This is a genomic window from Rhizobium sp. 11_C7_N12_5, assembly GCF_051811145.1.
Classification (GTDB): Bacteria; Pseudomonadota; Alphaproteobacteria; order Rhizobiales; family Rhizobiaceae; genus Rhizobium; species Rhizobium lusitanum.
Genome location: NZ_JBPWPY010000002.1, coordinates 100,571 through 118,327, shown reverse-complemented (window position 1 = coordinate 118,327; position 17,757 = coordinate 100,571). Strand labels below are relative to the sequence as shown.

The 17,757-nt window shown below is 60.4% G+C and carries 16 protein-coding genes; 11 read left to right on the top strand and 5 right to left on the bottom strand.

Going from position 1 to position 17,757, the window contains the following annotated elements; all coding sequences use genetic code 11:
• The first annotated feature begins 238 nt into the window (after positions 1 to 238).
• Positions 239 to 1,444: an MFS transporter gene (locus AB8B29_RS19750; protein ID WP_037192887.1), complete on the top strand. Its 1,206-nt coding sequence runs from the start codon at positions 239 to 241 to the stop codon at positions 1,442 to 1,444.
• A 67-nt stretch (positions 1,445 to 1,511) separates the two neighbouring features.
• On the opposite strand, the gene AB8B29_RS19745 is transcribed toward AB8B29_RS19750, so the two are convergent.
• The 3 genes from AB8B29_RS19745 to AB8B29_RS19735 are packed head-to-tail and all read right to left on the bottom strand — an operon-like array spanning position 1,512 to position 3,169.
• Positions 1,512 to 2,054 (bottom strand): AAA family ATPase, encoded by a 543-nt coding sequence (locus AB8B29_RS19745; RefSeq protein WP_037192890.1) that lies wholly within the window; start codon positions 2,052 to 2,054, stop codon positions 1,512 to 1,514.
• Entirely contained in the window at positions 2,054 to 2,848 is a 795-nt protein-coding gene (locus AB8B29_RS19740) for a class I SAM-dependent methyltransferase (protein ID WP_081999521.1), read from the bottom strand. Before AB8B29_RS19740 ends, AB8B29_RS19745 begins: the two co-directional genes overlap by 1 nt.
• Positions 2,849 to 3,169 carry a hypothetical protein gene (locus tag AB8B29_RS19735; RefSeq protein ID WP_081938693.1) on the bottom strand — a complete coding sequence of 107 codons (321 nt, stop codon included), beginning with the start codon at positions 3,167 to 3,169 and terminating at the stop codon, positions 2,849 to 2,851.
• Between the two features lie 354 nt (positions 3,170 to 3,523).
• Between AB8B29_RS19735 and AB8B29_RS19730 the strand changes: the two genes are divergently transcribed.
• On the top strand, positions 3,524 to 4,123 hold the full coding sequence (locus tag AB8B29_RS19730; protein ID WP_037192894.1) for a cation transporter: 600 nt from the start codon (positions 3,524 to 3,526) through the stop codon (positions 4,121 to 4,123).
• 348 nt (positions 4,124 to 4,471) lie between these two features.
• Positions 4,472 to 6,358: an MFS transporter gene (locus AB8B29_RS19725; RefSeq protein WP_037192895.1), complete on the top strand. Its 1,887-nt coding sequence runs from the start codon at positions 4,472 to 4,474 to the stop codon at positions 6,356 to 6,358.
• Between the two features lie 116 nt (positions 6,359 to 6,474).
• On the opposite strand, the gene AB8B29_RS19720 is transcribed toward AB8B29_RS19725, so the two are convergent.
• The gene (locus tag AB8B29_RS19720) at positions 6,475 to 7,377 is read right to left on the bottom strand and encodes a LysR family transcriptional regulator (RefSeq protein ID WP_037192898.1); all 903 of its coding nucleotides are present in this window, start codon (positions 7,375 to 7,377) and stop codon (positions 6,475 to 6,477) included.
• Between the two features lie 291 nt (positions 7,378 to 7,668).
• On the opposite strand from AB8B29_RS19720, the gene AB8B29_RS19715 reads away from it, so the two are divergent.
• The 5 genes from AB8B29_RS19715 to AB8B29_RS19695 all read left to right on the top strand — a co-directional run bounded on the left by AB8B29_RS19715 (position 7,669) and on the right by AB8B29_RS19695 (position 14,366).
• Positions 7,669 to 8,388, top strand: coding sequence for a CDP-diacylglycerol diphosphatase (locus AB8B29_RS19715; protein ID WP_037192901.1), 720 nt, complete (start codon positions 7,669 to 7,671; stop codon positions 8,386 to 8,388).
• Positions 8,389 to 8,508: 120 nt separating this feature from the next.
• Positions 8,509 to 9,909, top strand: a complete 1,401-nt coding sequence (locus tag AB8B29_RS19710; RefSeq protein WP_037192904.1) for a M20/M25/M40 family metallo-hydrolase — start codon at positions 8,509 to 8,511, stop codon at positions 9,907 to 9,909.
• Between the two features lie 219 nt (positions 9,910 to 10,128).
• Positions 10,129 to 10,590: a (2Fe-2S)-binding protein gene (locus AB8B29_RS19705; RefSeq protein ID WP_037192906.1), complete on the top strand. Its 462-nt coding sequence runs from the start codon at positions 10,129 to 10,131 to the stop codon at positions 10,588 to 10,590.
• Complete coding sequence (locus tag AB8B29_RS19700; protein ID WP_037192908.1) at positions 10,587 to 12,851, top strand: xanthine dehydrogenase family protein molybdopterin-binding subunit; 2,265 nt, start codon at positions 10,587 to 10,589, stop codon at positions 12,849 to 12,851. The genes AB8B29_RS19705 and AB8B29_RS19700 overlap by 4 nt, the downstream gene beginning before the upstream one ends.
• A 165-nt stretch (positions 12,852 to 13,016) precedes the next feature.
• Complete coding sequence (locus tag AB8B29_RS19695) at positions 13,017 to 14,366, top strand: c-type cytochrome (RefSeq protein ID WP_037192910.1); 1,350 nt, start codon at positions 13,017 to 13,019, stop codon at positions 14,364 to 14,366.
• A 331-nt stretch (positions 14,367 to 14,697) separates the two neighbouring features.
• On the opposite strand, the gene AB8B29_RS19690 is transcribed toward AB8B29_RS19695, so the two are convergent.
• On the bottom strand, positions 14,698 to 15,627 hold the full coding sequence (locus AB8B29_RS19690; protein ID WP_037192912.1) for a phytanoyl-CoA dioxygenase family protein: 930 nt from the start codon (positions 15,625 to 15,627) through the stop codon (positions 14,698 to 14,700).
• 96 nt (positions 15,628 to 15,723) lie between these two features.
• On the opposite strand from AB8B29_RS19690, the gene AB8B29_RS19685 reads away from it, so the two are divergent.
• The 3 genes from AB8B29_RS19685 to AB8B29_RS19675 all read left to right on the top strand — a co-directional run bounded on the left by AB8B29_RS19685 (position 15,724) and on the right by AB8B29_RS19675 (position 17,756).
• On the top strand, positions 15,724 to 16,548 hold the full coding sequence (locus AB8B29_RS19685; RefSeq protein WP_037192915.1) for a helix-turn-helix domain-containing protein: 825 nt from the start codon (positions 15,724 to 15,726) through the stop codon (positions 16,546 to 16,548).
• Positions 16,549 to 16,704: 156 nt separating this feature from the next.
• Entirely contained in the window at positions 16,705 to 17,130 is a 426-nt protein-coding gene (locus AB8B29_RS19680) for a MarR family winged helix-turn-helix transcriptional regulator (RefSeq protein ID WP_245297466.1), read from the top strand.
• 59 nt (positions 17,131 to 17,189) lie between these two features.
• The gene (locus AB8B29_RS19675; RefSeq protein ID WP_037192919.1) at positions 17,190 to 17,756 is read left to right on the top strand and encodes an isochorismatase family protein; all 567 of its coding nucleotides are present in this window, start codon (positions 17,190 to 17,192) and stop codon (positions 17,754 to 17,756) included.
• Position 17,757: the final 1 nt, after the last annotated feature.

Below are 17,757 nucleotides of genomic sequence, written 5' to 3'. Positions count from 1 at the left end.
GGCGACGGGCCGCGATTTTTGGCTGCCATTGGTCCGAGGATCGGCATATTTTAAGGGATTTCGTCACCGCGCGCTCCTCGCCTGAACCCTCCAAATCCCATTCAGCTCGCCAATTGAAAGAATTCAGGCACGGCAATGTCGAAATCGCTAAGGCTCGATCGTCTTTATTCCAAAGGTGACGCGAGGGATAAATGTGAGATCCTTGACGTCGCGGGTCGAGCTGAAGGAGTTGCGAGAGATGAATTCCTCCTATCGTTGGGTGATCGTCGGCGCCGGTGCACTGATGAGCTGCGTCGCACTCGGCGCGATGTTTTCCTTGGCGATCTTTCAGGTGCCGATCGCTGCCGACACAGGCTGGTCGCATGCCGGTATCGCCGCTGCGATGACGCTGAATTTCCTGGTCATGGGGTTGGGTGCCTTTGCCTGGGGTGCGGCAAGCGATCGCTTCGGGGTGCGGATCGTCGTCCTCGTCGGGGCGCTGCTGCTCGGGCTTGCGCTCGTATTGGCAAGCAGAGCCGGCTCGCTTCTTCAGTTCCAGCTGACCTACGGCATTCTGGTCGGTCTTGCCGCCAGCGCCTTTTTCGCCCCCATGATGGCAGCAACGACCGCGTGGTTCGAGGAGGGCAGAGGCCTCGCCGTATCGCTGGTGTCTGCCGGCATGGGCGTCGCGCCGATGACCGTATCGCCCTTCGCCCGCTATCTCATTTCGGCCTACGACTGGCGCTTTGCCATGATGGTGATCGGCATCATGGCATGGGCGCTGCTGATACCGGCCGCGCTGCTGGTGCAAAGCGCACCTGTGCCTGCAGACGCCGGCGCCAGCTCCGAGGGAGGACCGACGGAGGAAAAAAGCCTGCCGCTCGGCCGGATCTTCCGCTCGCCGCAGTTCATCGTCCTTGGGGCAACCTTCTTTGCCTGTTGCGCGGCTCATTCCGGCCCGATCTTCCACATGGTCAGCTATGCGACGATCTGCGGCGTGACGCCGATGGTCGCCGTCAGCATCTACAGCGTCGAAGGGCTGGCGGGTCTCGGTGGCCGCCTCCTTTACGGCACGCTCGCCGACCGGCTGGGCGTCAAGCCGGTTCTGGTCGCCGGCCTTCTGGTGCAGGCGGCAGCACTCGCCACCTACCTTCTGGTCAGCGAACTCGGCCAGTTCTATGCGCTGGCGGTGATCTTCGGAAGCGCTTATGGCGGCGTCATGCCGCTTTATGCGGTGCTGGCGCGGGAATATTTCGGGCAGCGTGTCATTGGAACGGTCTTCGGCGCCGCCTCGATGTTATCGAGCATCGGCATGGCCGCCGGGCCGCTGATCGGCGGCTGGATATTCGATACGTTCGCCAACTATTCCTGGCTCTTCATCGGCTCGTCCATGGTGGGACTGGGCGCGGCGGCCATTGCCCTTGCCTTCCCGCCCATGCAACGCCTGCGGATGCAAACCGCATGATATAGGCCGACATTCACGCTGTGCGGAAATCACCAATAATGCACGCGGGAACGGCGCGCCGCCGAGCCTAGCAGGCCCCTTGGTCCGCCTCTCCGCATTTCGAGAGAATCTCGTCGACAACGACGTCGAGCGGCGCTGTGGCGTCGATTACGACACCGCACGCCGGAATATCCTCTTTCGTTGCATGCAATCGCGCAATCAGCTTCCGTTCGCCCGGCTTTCCGCCAAACTCGTCTTCTGGTCTTTGGACAAGCCGTCGGTTCAAGGTGTCGAGATCGACGTCGAGGACGAAGACCCCATCAAACAAATCGATAAAGCGGGCGAAATTTCTAGAGCCGCCGCAGAAAAAGGAGATCGCGTTGCGTTGATCAGCGATCATGGATTCGACCTTGCCTACATCCCAAATATGGTGCTCGTGCCCCCATCTGGCACTGTCCGTCATGGTGTCGTGGGCAAGCCCATCCAGGGGTTCACCAGTCTCGGGATCGCCTAGATAGGATAACTCCCGGTCACCGTGGATGACGTGGTAGCCGCGCCGTTGCAGTTCTTCAGCCACCGTGGTTTTGCCGGTGCCGGAAACGCCTTCAATCAAATAGTTTTTGATGCCCATTACCTGCCGCCGTTCCGGCAACCGGTGATCAGCCATGCGCGCGAATCGAACTGAATTCCGTGGGGCGTCTGGTGGGCCTCAAGCATATCGAGCAGCCGCGCCCGTATTTCGGCCGTCTCGACGGGACGATTGAGAGCCTTCTCGACATTTTCAAATGTCTGAACAGTCGCCAATGCGGTCTCAGGATTCGGACCGTAGAACACAGGCTCGTTGATTTCACGAAACTCGATGGCGGTGAACCCGGCCGTTTCGAGCAGCCCCGACGTCACGGAGGGTTCGCTCAGCGAAAAGGCTTTGCTGGCCGCAACCGGACGAGTTGAATTCGGGTTAAGCGCCTCATGTATAGCCGTGGCCCACTCATTGCGGTCTCCGCCCTGCCAGACCATGAAGACGAAACGCCCACCCGGCCGTACGGCGTTGGCGATGTTGGCGAAAGCCGCCGCCGGATCGGCGAAGAACATGACGCCAAATCGACTGATGCAAAGGTCGAATTCCCCTTCTGCGAAGAAATGGTTCTGTGCATCCGCCACTTCGAACGTAGCATTGGGTAACCCCTCCTCGGCGCTGCGCCGGCGGGCAATCTCCAGCATCCTGACGGACAGGTCGATTCCGTGTGCTCGTCCTGTCTCAGCAGCGCGGGCGGCGTCACGTGTGGTTTGTCCGGCGCCGCAACCGATATCGAGCACACTATCAGACCGCCCAACCGCGGCGGCGACCCGAAAATGCGCGTTGTGGCGAGCAAGCTCGGCATCATAGAAATCTGCGAAATTCAACGCTGCTTCTTCAGCCATCACCTATCCCTCCAAAACGAAATTCATGATGGCCGCCGGTGGAGGCCGTTCGAGGTAGCCGCCGAGCCGCACCTCTCCGTCGCTCGTCTCGTATTCAACCGAACCATCCGGCCTGACTGTAAGCACCGGATCTGGAACCGTATGCCAAGCAACCTCGCCCATGCCCGCTGGGATGCGGGTGAGGCGGACGCGGGACGCCTGACGACTGGCCGAAACCTCGAACGGCACTGCAACGGGGTGCACCGACCTCGTCGTCGTCGGCAATTCGACTTCGTCGAAATGCGACTCGCCATCCGGGGTGGCATAGATGCGCAGGCACTTCATTGCAGCTGACTCCTTTTGGTTCGCCATGCTGAAACGATCCGCTATTGGCGGATATTGTTGAATAAGCCCAAAATCGGGGCTCGCCGAAAGCCCGCCATTTTGCGATTTGAGCGAATGTTGCCGTTCGATGCTATCCCGACCCTGCTACACCTTGCCCGCCATCTCAACGATCAGCCGGGAAAATGCCTCGGGTATAAAAGCACAGCTGAGGTATTCATGGCAAAGTTGCAAGAGGAGCTTTGACCCCCTACCCTAAACGGCGGCGTGATGCACTTGGGTTAGCTTCTCCAAATTCGGCCTCGTATGTCCGACAGCAAATCGCCACAAAGAACGATCTGGTTGGCAGGGAGCCCTATGACCGAAACCTTTGACGCCGGACTCCGACGCACCGTCCTTATCGTTGCTCTTCTTAACCTCGGATATTTCGGGGTAGAGTTCGCCATCGCACTCAAAATTGGGTCGGTGTCATTGTTTGCTGATAGCGTCGATTTTCTCGAAGACGCTTCGGTCAATCTGCTGATTGTTCTTGCAATGGGCTGGTCCCTCAAAGCTCGGGCTAGGGTCGGCATGGCGCTTGCCGGTATCCTTCTTATTCCAGCCCTCGCGATGGTGTGGGCGCTGTGGAGCAAGTTCAATACGCCGGTGCCGCCTGAGCCGTTCGCCTTGTCGATGACAGGCGGCGGGGCGCTGCTCGTCAATCTGTCATGCGCCTTCATGCTGGCACGATTTCGCAGCCATAGTGGAAGCCTCACGCGAGCAGCTTTTCTATCCGCCCGCAATGACGCTTTCGCCAATGTCGCAATCATCCTTACAGGCCTTGTCACAGCCTATACATTGTCGGTGTGGCCTGACGTCGTTGTCGGGATCGGCATTGCAATCATGAACGCTGATGCCGCCCGTGAAGTCTGGGAAGCTGCGCGGGAAGAACACAAAGCCGCCGACCTGGTCCCATAATGGGGCGTATGCGTAAAACGTGCAGATGAGCGCTCCAGGCGCGATCCCGGCAATCTCATAGTCGCTGGGCGGGTTGACGGCATTTGCTACACAATTCCGCGCGTTTCCTGATGCCTTACGCACAGTTTTCCATAAGCGACTGCGGTTGCAGGCATTGCAATTTTCAATTTTTAGCCAACACTCGCAAATGCATCAGGTGCGTGCTCTCCTGGGGGAGGAAATCCGGAGAGCACCCACTGGCGCGACTTTCCGCCGCGAGCCGGCTGGAAGGTCCTGCGGAATGTCATCGTGGGGGACATGAGACGGGTCTTTTGACTGTGTCCCTGGTGCAATTGGGAGGATTGAGTAATGGCAACCACATCCGTGGCTGAGACGACTGGTCGAGGAGGCATGACCAGGGAAGAGAAGAAGGTCATCTTTGCCTCTTCGCTCGGCACAGTGTTCGAATGGTATGACTTCTATCTCTATGGATCCTTGGCCGCCTTCATCGGCGCCGCCTTCTTCAGTGACTATCCGGAGGCAACCCGCAACATCTTTGCCTTGCTCGCTTTCGCCGCAGGGTTCCTCGTCAGGCCGTTCGGTGCCTTGGTCTTCGGGCGGATCGGCGATCTCGTCGGCCGCAAATACACCTTCCTGGTCACCATTCTCATCATGGGCCTCTCGACCTTCCTGGTCGGTATCCTGCCCGGCTCGGCCAGCTGGGGCGTCGCTGCCCCGGTCATTCTGATTGCGCTGCGCATGCTGCAGGGCCTGGCGCTCGGCGGCGAATATGGTGGTGCGGCGACCTATGTCGCCGAACATGCACCCAATGACCGGCGCGGCTTTTACACATCATGGATCCAGACCACGGCAACGCTCGGGCTCTTCCTGTCGCTCATCGTGATCCTGGTGGTGCAGAATTGGCTCGGCAAGGATGCGTTTGCTGCCTGGGGCTGGCGCATTCCCTTCATCCTGTCCTTTATCCTTCTCGGTATTTCGGTCTGGATCCGGCTATCCCTCAGTGAATCGCCAGCCTTCAAGAAGATGAAAGAAGAGGGCAAGGGCTCCAAGGCGCCGCTGTCGGAAGCCTTCGGACAATGGAAGAACGCCCGGATTGCCTTGCTTGCCCTGTTCGGCCTCACCGCCGGTCAGGCTGTCGTATGGTATGCGGGGCAGTTCTATTCGCTGTTCTTCCTGCAGAACGTGCTGAAGGTCGACGGTCAGTCGGTCAACATCATGATCGCCATAGCGCTTCTGATCGGCAGCGGCTTCTTCGTGTTCTTCGGCTGGCTGTCCGACAAGATCGGCCGCAAGCCGATCATCATGGCAGGTCTTGCCCTGGCAATCCTCACCTATTTCCCGCTGTTCAAGGCATTGACCCACGCGGCAAATCCGGCGCTCGCCCAGGCTGAACAAACCATCCGCGCCGTTGTGACGGCCGCCCCCGGCGATTGCACCTTCCAGTTCAATCCGGTCGGCACGGCCAAGTTCAACAATTCGTGCGATATCGCCACGTCTTTCCTGTCGAAATCATCGGTTCCCTATACGGTTGCCGATGGGCCGGCCGGGCAACCCGCAACCATCAAGATCGGTGACGCGACCGTGACATCTTATGATGCCACCGCAGCCGGGACCGGTGCGACGGCCAAGAGCGCCTCATTCGCACACGATATGAACCTTGCCTTGCAGAAGGCCGGTTTCCCGCTGGCACGCGATCCCGCCAAGGTGCCGGATGCCAAGCTCGATGGCTTCATTGCCGCAAACCCCGAACTCGGGCTCAATGCGGCAACGGTTCGGGCTGGCGACAAGACCGTCACGCCCGTTGCCGATCTCGTCAAGGCGAAGCTTCTAACGGCGGACCAGGCCGCCGGCGCAACCGAGATGCCGGTCTACACCGTACCCAGTGGCGGTGCCTTCAAGATGGTCGCCGATCCCTCGGCGATCAACTGGCCTCTGACCATCGCCATTCTGACCGTTCTCGTCATTTACGTGACCATGGTCTACGGCCCGATCGCCGCAATCCTGGTGGAGATGTTCCCGACCCGCATCCGCTATACCGGCATGTCCTTGCCCTATCATATCGGCAACGGCTGGTTCGGCGGCCTGCTTCCGGCAACGGTCTTTGCGATGAGCGCGGCCAAGGGCGATATCTACTATGGGCTGTGGTATCCGATCGCGATCGCCGCGATGACCTTGGTCATCGGCGTTATCTTTATCCGCGAAAGCAAGGGCGTCGATCTCAACGCCATCAAGTAGCGGCACGGAGAGCAATAAAAGAAGGCCCGACCTCCACCCCAAGTCGGGCCTTCCTCGCCGGTTCAATTTCGGCATGAAGCGAGTCTGCGAACGACGCCCCCGCCTGCTGGAAAGGATCACAATCCGGCAGCCACTTCCTGGACGAAATCCAGAAAAGCCCTGACCTTCGCCGGCGGAAGATGGCGGGAGGGGTGATAGGCATAGAGCGGAAAGAGCTCTTCCGACCATTCAGAGAGGATCGGCACGAGTTCGCCCCGTGACAGGAAGGGCGCCAGGCCGATCGCCAGACTTTGAAAAATGCCGTTGCCCGCCAGGCATGCGGAAATGGCAACCGAAGGGTCGTCCAACACCAGGCGACTGCGCAGCCTGATCTCAACCAACTCGTCTCCTCGCTGGAATTCCCAAGGGAAGGGAACGCCGGTTTGCGGATCGCGAAAGAGAAGCGCCTCGTGATGGGCAAGATCGTGCGGCGAGCGCGGTTCGCCCTGCCTTTCAAGATAGGCCGGCGAAGCAACCGTCAAAACGCGGGTTTCCAGCAGCTTGCGCACGATCAGAGACGATGCGTCCGGCGGCCCGAAGCGCACCGCCACATCGACACTCGCCATCATCTCCTCGCGGTAGTTGCTGGTCGAGAAATCCACTGACAGCAGGGGATAGCGGCTCAGGAACCGATGCAGCTCGGAGGCAAGCGCCATGCGCGCAAACCATGGATCCACCGAAACGCGTAACCGGCCGCCTACGACCGCAGCCGCGTCTGCCGCCTCGGCGGCGGCCTCGTCCAGCCCCGTCAGCAGCGGCATGACCCGTTCGTGAAAGCGTCGTCCCTCTTCGGTAAGGCTGACCTCGCGGGGATTGCGATCGAAGAGGCGCACGCCGACCCGCGCCTCCAGGCGCGCTACCGCCCGGCTCACGCCCGATGGCGTCAGGCCGAGGATCTCGGCGGCGCGCGCAAAGTTTCCCGCTTCGGTAACCGCCGCGAGGACGCCGACGCCGGTCAGAAGCCGCGTATCGAAAGCCATTCGATGCCATTCCTTTCATCGCGTATTGCTCCCATAGTTGCAGGGCGCTTACAGTGACTGAATATCATCATAGCACTGATCTTAATGCGCACGAATCACGTCGTGCCCTAGCTTACAACCGATGTCCTGGTGACGACATCAGGACATAAAACATTGCGTAGCGGCCAAGATGGAGCGATCGTGAGGAGCGGTTTGCGGCAATTATGTCCGTCACAACGCTCTCACAGCTCCATGCTAAGCCTGCACAATTTCGAAGAATGCCCCACCGTTTGAACAAGGGAATTTCCTGCCATGACACCTCCTCGCCGCGTCACGGCTCTTGCCGCCTCATTCCTTCCCCTTCTTTTCGCTCCGGCCTTTGCCGACTCGGATGTGCTGTGGAAGATCGTTCATGACAGATGCGCGGTGCAAACCGCTCCGTGCCTCTCGGTAAACACCGCCGAACACTATGCGATGCTGAAGGACCTGAATGGTATCGCGCAGTTTCTTCTGATCCCCACCGACAAGATCACCGGCATCGAAAGCCCCGATCTCCTCAATCCGGCGACGCACAACTTCTTTGCCGATGCCTGGGCCGAACAAGGTGATGTCGATTCCAGATTGCCGCATGCGATCCCTCGCGACGGTCTGAGCTTGGCCGTCAACGCGCAGCAGGCCCGCTCGCAGAACCAGCTTCACATCCACATCGACTGCCTCAGCACGGATGCCCGCGCTGTCCTGAAGGCCGATGCCGATCGCGTCGGGACCGATTGGGCGCCGCTGCCGGATGCTATTGCCGGTCATCAGTTCACCGCGATCCGCGTCAAGGGCGAAACACTGGGCGACTTCAATCCATTCCTGGCGCTTGCCAAGACCCTGAAGGACCCGGCAAAGGACATGGGCGGTCACAATCTCGTCGTTGTCGGCGCCAACTTCGCCGAAGGCCCCGGCTTCATCGTTCTGACTGACGTCGCTAAACCCGGCATGGGCGGCGAGGATGTGCAGGATCACAGCTGCGCCATCGAGCATTGATGACGATAGCGGATGACCTCTGCGCGGCAACGCTAAAGATTTGAAACATGGGCCGTTTCCTTGCATGATCCGCTGCCTGCCGGTGGCAGGATGCGAAACCCACAGCCTGGAAACGAGCCCATGCCGAAGCCTACCGCCGATCAGATCGATGCCGTTCTTGCCCATGTCGACCGCACCATCGATCAAAGCCTGGGTCGGCTCTTCGACCTTATCCGCATTCCCAGCATCTCCACCGATCCTGCCTATGGCGATCATTGCCGCCGGGTCGCGGAATGGCTTTCCGCAGATCTGACGGCCATGGGCTTCGATGCGTCCGTCCGGGACACCACCGGCCACCCCATGGTGGTCGCTCACGACAAGGCGGCATCCGGGGCGCATGTGCTCTTTTACGGCCACTACGATGTGCAGCCCGTCGATCCCCTGGCGCTCTGGAACACCGATCCCTTCGAACCGGTATTGCAGCCGCTCGAAAACGGCGACACCGCCATCGTCGCGCGCGGCGCATCGGATGACAAGGGACAGCTGCTGACCTTCGTGGAAGCCTGTCGCGCCTGGAAAGCCGTGACAGGCGCCCTACCCATCCAGGTCAGCATGCTGTTCGAGGGCGAGGAAGAGGCAGGCAGCCCGAGCCTGGCTCCATTTCTCGATAGGACGGCCGCCGAGCTTGCCGCGGATACGGTTCTCGTCTGCGATACCGACATGTGGGACCATGACACGCCGGCCGTCACAACCATGCTGCGCGGCCTGGTCGGCCAGGAAGTCGAGGTGACCTGCGCCGATCGCGATCTGCATTCCGGCATGTTCGGCAATGCCGCGCGCAATGCATTGCAAGTCCTTGCGGATGTCGTTTCCAGTCTGCGCACGCCGGATGGCGGCGTGGCCATCGCCGGCTTTTATGACGGCACGCGGGAATTGCCGGATGCGGTTCGCAAGCAATGGCAGGCGCTACCCTTCGATGAAGAAGGCTTCCTTCGCGATATCGGCCTCAGCATCCCCGCAGGCGAGAAGAACCGCTCGATCCTCGAGCAGATCTGGGCGCGTCCGAGCTGCGAGATCAACGGCATGAGTGGAGGTTATACAAGCGCTGGTTTCAAAACGGTCATCCCGGCAAAGGCGAGCGCCAAGATCTCCTTTCGCCTGGTCGAGGGCCAGGATCCGATCGCCATCCGTGACGCATTCCAGGCGCATGTGCGTGCTCGTATTCCGGCCGACTGCTCGGTCAGCTTCAAGGACCATGGCTTGGCGCCCGCAACGACGATGCCGCTCGACAGCGCGTTTCTGCGCAAGACACTCGAAGCATTGAGCACGGAATGGCAGCGCGAGGCGGCACTGGCGGGAACTGGCGGATCGATCCCGATCATCGGCGAGTTCAAGCGGCGGCTTGGCTGCGATGCGCTATTGGTCGGCTTTGCCCGCTTCGACAACCGCGTCCACAGCCCGAACGAGAAATACGATCTCTCGAGCTTTCACAAGGGGATCCGATCCTGGGTCCGCATCCTGGCGGCCTTCGGCGATATATGATGCGAAGCCGCTATCATCGTGTTGCTCAGCCAATGATTTATGAATCTGGCTTCTAACTTCTATCGCGATTCACATACTAATCTTTTTGATGAGACAGCTTAAATATTGTAGGCTGGGGTTGTGAGCCTGAGCTATGCGTCATCCGGTTGTTGAGCATTCAGATCATCAAACGACGCACGGCGTTGAAGGTTCGCAATCGAAAGCCGCAGGAGGCATTTCATGAATCTTCAGATCAATAGTCAGTCGTACCAAGTCACCTCGGACGGAGACACGCCGCTCCTTTGGATCATCCGCGATGAACTTGGCCTGACAGGCACGAAATACGGCTGCGGGCTGGCGCAATGCGGTGCCTGTTCCGTCCTGGTGGATGGAGAAGTGGTGCGCTCATGCGTGACGCCACTGGACAGCGTCGTTGGTCGCCAGATCACCACGATCGAGGCCATCGAGAACGATCCCGTCGGCAAACGGGTGGTCACCGCCTGGGTCAAGCACCAGGTTCCGCAATGCGGTTACTGTCAATCGGGTCAGGTCGTCGCCGCAACGGCACTCCTCAAGGAGACACCCAATCCTTCCGACGAAGAGATCGCCGCGGCGATGATCAATCTCTGTCGATGCGGGACCTACAACGCGATCAAGGCGGCCGTCAAAGACCTCTCCTCGAAAGAAGGAGAAACGCTATGACCGAGTCCAACCGCAATCTTGTTCCCGAAGATGAATTCCCGACCGGATCTCCGGTCAACATCTCGCGGCGGCGCTTTCTCCTTGCCTCCGCCGGGGCTGCAACGGGCGCATTTGTCCTCGGCTTCGGCGTTCCGATCGGCACCGCACGAGCGCAGCAGGCCGCCGGCCCCATGCCTCCGGGCACGCGCGTCCCCGCGTTTCTGGAAATCCGCCCCGACAACACGGTCCGCTTCATGAGCCCGTTCGCCGAAGGCGGCCAGGGCGTCTTCACGGCGATGGCCCAGATCGTCGGCGAAGAGCTCGATGTCGATCCGAAAATGTTCGTGGTCGAGAACGCACCGACGGGTAACGACTATCTGGTCGTGCACGGCAAGATGCGCATCACCGGCGGCAGCATGTCGGTGCGCACGAGCTATGAGACCATGCGCAAGCTCGGTGCGCTCGCACGCAACATGATCCTGCAGGCCGCCGCCAAGCGCCTGGATGCGCCGATCGGCGAACTGACGACAGAGCCGGGCCGGGTGATCCATGCGGCGTCCGGACGCTCCCTTGCCTATGGCGAGGTCGCGACGGAGGCATTGGATCTTCCCGTGCCGGACCCTGCGAGCGTGGCGCTCAGGGACCCGAGCCAGTTCCGCTGGATCGGCAAGCCGGTCGAGCGTCTCGATGTCTATGACAAATCGACGGGCAAGGCGGTCTACGCGATGGACTGCAAGGTCGACGGCATGCTGCATGCCGCCGTCCAGCACGCCCCGCGCCTAGGCCTGATCGTCGGCCGTATCCGCAACGAAGACCAGCTTCGCGCGATGCCGGGCGTCCACTCCGTTCATAACCTGCAAGGCGCTGTTGGCGTCGTTGCCGAGCGGTGGTGGAATGCCAAGCGCGCCGCCGAAGCGGCTCAGGTCGATTGGAAAGAGCCCGGCCCGGATGCCGATCCCGCGTTTCGCCAGATGCCGGCGGATTTCTCTACCGCAGCCTTCAGCGATCGGCTGGCAAACGAGCCGGGCACCGGCAAGGACGCGGAGAATGTCGGCGATACCGCCGGGACTCTCTCGAGCGCTAAGACCGTCGTTTCGGCCACCTACAAGAGCCAGTATGTGCATCACGCACAACTGGAGCCGCCCTCGACCTTGGCACGCTTCAACCCGGACGGCACTCTAGAAGTCTGGATGCCCAACCAGGCGCCGGAGCAATTCCAGGCCGACATTGCCAAGCTGACCGGGCTCGACGCTTCGAAAATCACGGTCCACAGCCCGCTTCTCGGCGGCTTCTTCGGGCGCCATTTTCTCTATCCATCCGCCAACCCCTATCCCCAGGCCATCCAACTTGCCAAGGCGGTGGGGCGCCCGGTCAAGCTGATCTGGAGCCGCGAGGAGGAATTTCTGCGCGACCCGCTGCGCCCGATGGCCGCGGTGCGTTTCCGGGGCGCGCTCGACGCCAGCGGCATGCCCGTCGCGCTCGAAGCCATCAGCGCTTGCGAAGGGCCGACGGAAGGCGTTTTCGGCCATAAGGAGGACTCGCTGGATCCGACAGCCCTGGAGGGCCTGACCGGCAAGTCCTATGCCATCCCCAACTACCGCATCGCCCAGATCTACGTGAAAAATCCGACGATGCTCGCCTATTGGCGTTCGGTCGGCAATTCCATGAATGACTTCTTCTATGAGACATTTCTGGACGAACTGGCCGACAAGGGCGGGCAGGATCCATACGAACTGCGCCTAAAGCTGCTGCAGAAGAATGAGCGGCTGAGCAATCTGCTGAAGGCCGTCGGCGATCTCTCCGGCGGCTGGAAGCGGGGACCGTTCACCGCGGAAGATGGCTCGCGCCGAGCGCGCGGCCTCGCAATGGCGTCTCCCTTCGGCAGCCATACGGCGGCGATAGCTGAAGTCTCCATCCGCAACGGGCAGGTCGTCGTTCACGACGTCTGGGAGGCAATCGACCCCGGCAGCATCGTCAATCCGGCAATCATCGAAGCACAGATCAACTCGGCAACCGCTCTCGGATTATCGCAGGTGCTGATGGAGGAAGCCGTTTACAAGAACGGCGAGCCCGTGGCGCGCAACTATGATCTCTATCCGATCCTGCCGCCCGATCGCATGGCCCGCGTGCATGTTCGCATCATCGAAAGCGGGGCCGAGATGGGCGGCATCGGCGAGCCGGGTCTTCCCGCCATTCCTCCGGCGGTCGCCAATGCGGTTTCGACGCTGACCGGCAAGCGGATCCGCAGCATGCCGCTCTCCAACTACACGTTCGAAAGCTAGAGCGCAGCTCTCGCTGCGCAGCGCACGTTTCCGGCTCCCGGTCCATTTATCGGACGGGGAGCCGGAAATCAGCAAGCTGATCCGGTCTGTTCGGCGAAGCAGTCAATCGCGACTGGCTCCCGAATAGCCGAATACGAAACCCTCTAGCAAAGACGTGAGGCACCCTTGCGGAAATTTCTTCTGGTTCTTCTTTTGATCGTCGTGCTTGTCGCTGGCGGCCTCACATGGTTCGTCACCCGGAAACCGGCCTCCCCCTTCGACAATATCGCCGAGGCGCAGGCTCCAACGGAGCAGCTGCTTCAACAGGGCGAATATGTCGCGCGTCTGGGTGACTGCGTTGCCTGTCACAGCACTCCGAAAAGCGCCCCCTTTGCCGGAGGCCTCGAGATGGGGACGCCGCTAGGTTCCATCTTCACCACGAATATAACGCCGGACAAGGAAACCGGCATCGGCAACTATACGCTCGCCGATTTCGACCGCGCCGTTCGCCAGGGCGTGGCGCGCGATGGACAGCGTCTCTATCCGGCGATGCCCTACCCGTCTTACGTGAAGATGAGCGACGACGATATTCGGGCGCTCTATGCCTACTTCATGAACCGGGTCGAGCCGGTTCATCAGGCAAGCAGGCTTTCGGACATAAAATGGCCGCTGAACATGCGTTGGCCGTTGGCTCTGTGGAACGCGGTTTTCACAGAGGGCGGAACCTATCAACCCAAGACCGCCGGCGATAGCAGCTGGAACCGGGGTGCCTATCTCGTCCAAGGGCCGGGGCATTGTGGAAGCTGTCATACGCCGCGTGCGATAACCATGGCGGAAAAAGCGCTCGATGAAAGCAGCCCGCTCTACCTTTCCGGCGCTCTTCTCGACGGCTGGTATGCCCCGAGCCTGCGGGGCGATCCCAATACCGGTCTCGGCCGGTGGACCGAGGAGGACATCTACGCATTTCTCAAGAACGGCAGGAACGAGCACGGCGTCGTCTTCGGCTCGATGGCGGATGCCTTCAACAATTCGACGCAGTTCATGACCGACGACGACCTGAGGGCGATCAGCCATTATCTGAAATCATTGCCTGGGGATCCTGCCCGCGACGGGACGCCCTGGCAATATGTCAAGGCCGCCGCGGATAGCGCTTCCCTTCCTGCCCATCAAGACAACCCCGGCGCACAGACATTCGTGGCGAAATGCAGTTTCTGTCATGGTGTCGACGGCCGCGGAAAGGCGCCGTGGATTCCACCTCTGGCCGGATCGACCTCGTCGCTTGCGAAGGAAAACGCGTCCCAGATCAATGTCACCCTGAACGGCTCCGGCCGCGTCGTGGCGAATGGTATTCCGGACGCCTATCGCATGCCTCCGTTCAGACAGCAGCTTTCGGATCAACAGATCGCCGATGTCCTGACTTTCGTGCGCTCCTCCTGGGGAAATCAAGGGGGACCGGTTGTGGCAAACGACGTGAAAGCCCTGCGCACGCACACCGATCCGGCAAGCAGCAGTCCCATCGTGCTCCAAATGCGATAGATCTGCCGCCGAGCCCTCAAACAAGGTTGGGCGGAAAGGTCCGGTGAACTTTCCGCCTCATGTTGCTGTTCCGCAAGCTTGGCAGGCCGCGCTCGCCTCATTCGTCTGCTCACCCTTGAGGACGCCTCCACATGGCCCCTCCTGCGGCAATGAGATGATTGCCCTGGGGCCGGGATTGTTTGGCTGAAGGAGGATGTCGCCACCATGCTGCCGGGCAACGCCCCGGGGCAATCGACAGGCCGAGCCCGACGCCGCCAATGCCTCTCCAATTCTATGGCATGCGTTTCTCCGCGCCAAGCAGATCAGGAGGTCAGGTCATCCGCGCTCAACGCTAGAGCATATCGTCCAGGCTCCAATGGTTGTTCCATCGTGCGTCGATTTCGTCATTGACGTTCTGGTACCTGATATCGGTGGACAGGCGCAGCCGCTGACTCCTGTCCTGATTGGTCGTCGACGCGTGGATCATAAAGGGCGAGTGGAGCATGATGTCTCCCGCCTGGTAGTCCGCGGCCAACCAACGCGTATTGAAACGCTCCGCCATGTCGGGCAAGTCCTTTGAAACCCATCCGCCTTCCGTCATGTTTCGATTGTAGGCGCTTATGCGTTCCTCAGGGCTCAGATCCCCGTTCTGCTCGCTGAATTCACGTTCCATTCTGAGGCCGATCGTGTGCGATCCTTCGAGATAGACCAGGCCGCCCATTTCGACCGGAATATCGCCAAGGGGAATCCATGTGGTCACAACCCGGCTCGTGCCGCCGCGGAGATAGACGAGATCGTAATGCGCCGGCGTCACGGTTGTCGTGCCGGGCCGGACATGGCGCATGATCTTGCGCTTGTGCAAATAGGAGATGCCCGACAGAAATTCGTCCATGAAACGCGCCATGCGTGGCTGTGCGCAGAAGCCTTCATATGCAACCGACCGGACCAGAGACATGAGATATCGGTCCACTGCCCTGTTGTCCGTCACAGCCGCGCCTGCGATCCCTTCTCGCGGATCCGTTCCCTGCTCGATCAGTCCAACGCTGGCCAGATGGCCGAAAACCCAGCCGCGGAATTCGATGACGTCGTTGCGCGGCAAAAAGCCCTTCAGCCATACGTAGCCGTTCTCCTCGTAAAGACGGCGGATGGCCCCGACACCGATCGCCGGATCGGTCGGCGTCAGATATCCGAACCGATCCGGTGCCGTCGACAGGATCTTTCCGTTAGCAGTAAGGGCGGGCGTCTCCTCGCTGGATTGCGTCGTCTGTGCGGAAACCGACATTTCACTCGTCCGAAGCTTGCGTTGATAGTGTCCAGAATGTAGCGGATAAGGACACTCTCCTACATAGAGGAAAGCCATACTGGACTTTTCGCTCAGATGAGAACAGCCGAAGCAGTCTATCGATCCCCTCTCGCAGCAGCCGGCGGCCTTGCAGTCACCGGTAGTGGAAAACAGCAGGTGAGGCACGCGGTCAGGGACCGGAAGCTGCCAAGTTATGCGGTGGTTCTGGTGGAGCAAGGCCAGGGCTTTCTCGAGACCGGTGCCTGTGGCCGGCAGAGCGTGGAGGGGCCGGCGCTTTTCTGGCTTTTTCCGGGCCGACAGCATTCATATGGGCCGGATGCTTCAGGCTGGAGCGAACGGTGGGCGCTTTTCGAAGGTTCACTCGTGCGCGACTTCGTGCGACTGCGGCTCATTAGCGAACAATCCCCAATCGTGACCCTGCGCAATCTCGACCGGGTGCAGCGCCTCTTCACCAGTCTCCACGCCGATCTGCTCGACGATACGAACCTCGCCAGAGCCTCTGCCGCCGCAATTCTTCACCAGATCGTCGTGTCGGCGGCCCGGCAGGCAAGCCATGCGACACCGTCACGCCGTGACGGATCTGATATCGCCGCGATCGTCGAAGCGCTTCGCAAAAGAGCCATGCAACCACTCGACATGGCCGCATTCGCCGCCGAACATGGAATGTCGGCTGCCACGCTGCGCCGAAAGGTCACGGCAGAAATCGGACTGTCGCCAAAGGGCTTCCAGCTTCGGGTGCGCATGGATCACGCCAAGGAGTTGCTGGCAACCACCGACGACAAGATCGAGATCATTGCCGCTGGGGTCGGGATCGGCGACGCCTTTTACTTTTCGCGGCTGTTTCATGAAAGGGAAGGCTGCACGCCGCGCGAATTCCGAGCACGCTACAAGAGGACTTGAAGCGTCAATCAAAATTATTGGCGAGGACCGCTGGTTAGAATGCGAGCTTCGCTAGTTCGCGTACATATGATAAGCCTATCTTAGAAGATAATCTTTACAGTTTGCCTTCATATATGGTATGAAGTGCGTATGAGTGATCAATCGGATAAACCTCACATGGCGGATGCCGCCGCCCTCGCACAGGATCTCCGCGGCATCATGAGCAAGCTCAAACGCCGGCTGCGTGAACAGGCTAATGTCGGAGACCTGACGCCGACGCAGATTTCTGTGCTTCTGCGCCTCGATAAGGACGGGCCGGCGACGACATCAAACCTCGCGCGCGCCGAAGTCATGCGGCCGCAGTCGATGGGGGCGGTCGTCAGTGCGCTGGAGGCGGCCGGGCTTGTCGATGGCGTGCCGGACCCGGCGGATGGGCGGCAAACCATCCTGTCGCTCACCGACACCTGCCTTCGATTGATTCGGGAGGGCCGTGCCGCGCGGCAGGATTGGCTGCATCGCAAGATCGAAGCGCGACTTTCCCTGGAGGAGCAAGAGCAACTCCGGACATCCCTCGAGCTGCTGCGGCGGCTGGTCGACGATTAACAATCGACATCAACGGTTCCTCCCCCGAAATCTGCGAACAATCCGAAAAAGGAAATCCCATGGCGCTGACCGCGCTTGACGCAAAGACCGCACTTATCGTTGTCGATCTCCAGAAGGGCATCATCGGCTCACGCTTCATCCACGCCATCGGCCCGATCGTGGATAGGACGGTCGAGTTGATCAGTGCATTCCGCAAGCATCGGCTTCCCATCGTGCTCGTCAATGTTGCCGGCGTGGCGCCCGGCCGCACGGAACGACAACGACAACATGCGAGCGTCCTTTCCGAGGACTTCACCGATTTCATTCCGCAGATCGATCGACAGCCCGATGACATCGTCGTGACAAAGCGAACTTGGGGTGCTTTTGCCAGTACCGATCTGGATAGGCAGTTGAAGTCGCGAGGCGTCACACAGGTCGTCATCACCGGCGTCGCGACCGGCACGGGCGTCGAGTCGACAGCTCGACAGGCCTACGAACAGGGCTTCAATGTGACGCTTGCCATCGATGCCATGACGGACGCGCGCACCGAGGCGCACGAATACAGCATCAACCAGATCTTCCCGCGGCTCGGCGAGACCGGGACTGCCCACGACGTCATGCAACTGCTTGCAAGCCGGAGCGAATAAT